The sequence below is a fragment of the Vibrio sp. D173a genome, from assembly GCF_030248475.1.
Genome location: NZ_JAHGAH010001055.1, coordinates 1 through 557 on the forward strand (window position 1 = coordinate 1; position 557 = coordinate 557).

Genomic DNA, 557 nt, shown 5'->3' on the forward strand with positions numbered 1-557 from the left:
ATAGCTTGAACACATAACATTGCTGTGAAGCCTGCAGTACCAAGCGCCATTACTTTTTTAGCGTCTAGGCTTTTTGGCATTGGTACCAACCAGTCACCGTTTAGGCTCGCCTTTTCAGCCATGCCACCCCAGTGACCTTCACCAACACCCCAACCAGTCAGTACCACTTCGTCGCCCGCTTTGTAACGAGGGTCGTCTGATTGAGAAACCACACCTGAAAGGTCGATACCCGGTACCATAGGGAAGTTACGAACAATGCGCCCTTTACCAGTGATCGCTAGACCATCTTTGTAGTTTAAAGATGAGTAGTTCACATCAATCTTAACGTTGCCTTCTGGAAGTTGTGACTCGTCAATTTGAGAAACGCTAGCAATCGTTTTTTTGTCTTCTTGGTTTAGTACAAGTGCTTTAAACATGGTGCTCTCCACTGGAGGAATATTAGGAAACTGAGATAACTGTAGTTGAATAATTGAAGAAAAAATAATGAAACGTCAACATTGAATCTATGCATCACATGCATAGTTCCAGTTTTGTGATATCGGTAAGTCGGCAGATAA

The 557-nt window shown here is 43.3% G+C and carries 1 protein-coding gene; it reads right to left on the reverse strand.

Features of this window, described 5'->3' with window-relative positions; genetic code table 11:
• Positions 1–416: alcohol dehydrogenase catalytic domain-containing protein (locus KIV40_RS31240; protein ID WP_285353185.1), on the reverse strand; the 416-nt coding region annotated here is incomplete at its 3' end.
• Between the last annotated feature and the right edge of the window lie 141 nt (positions 417–557).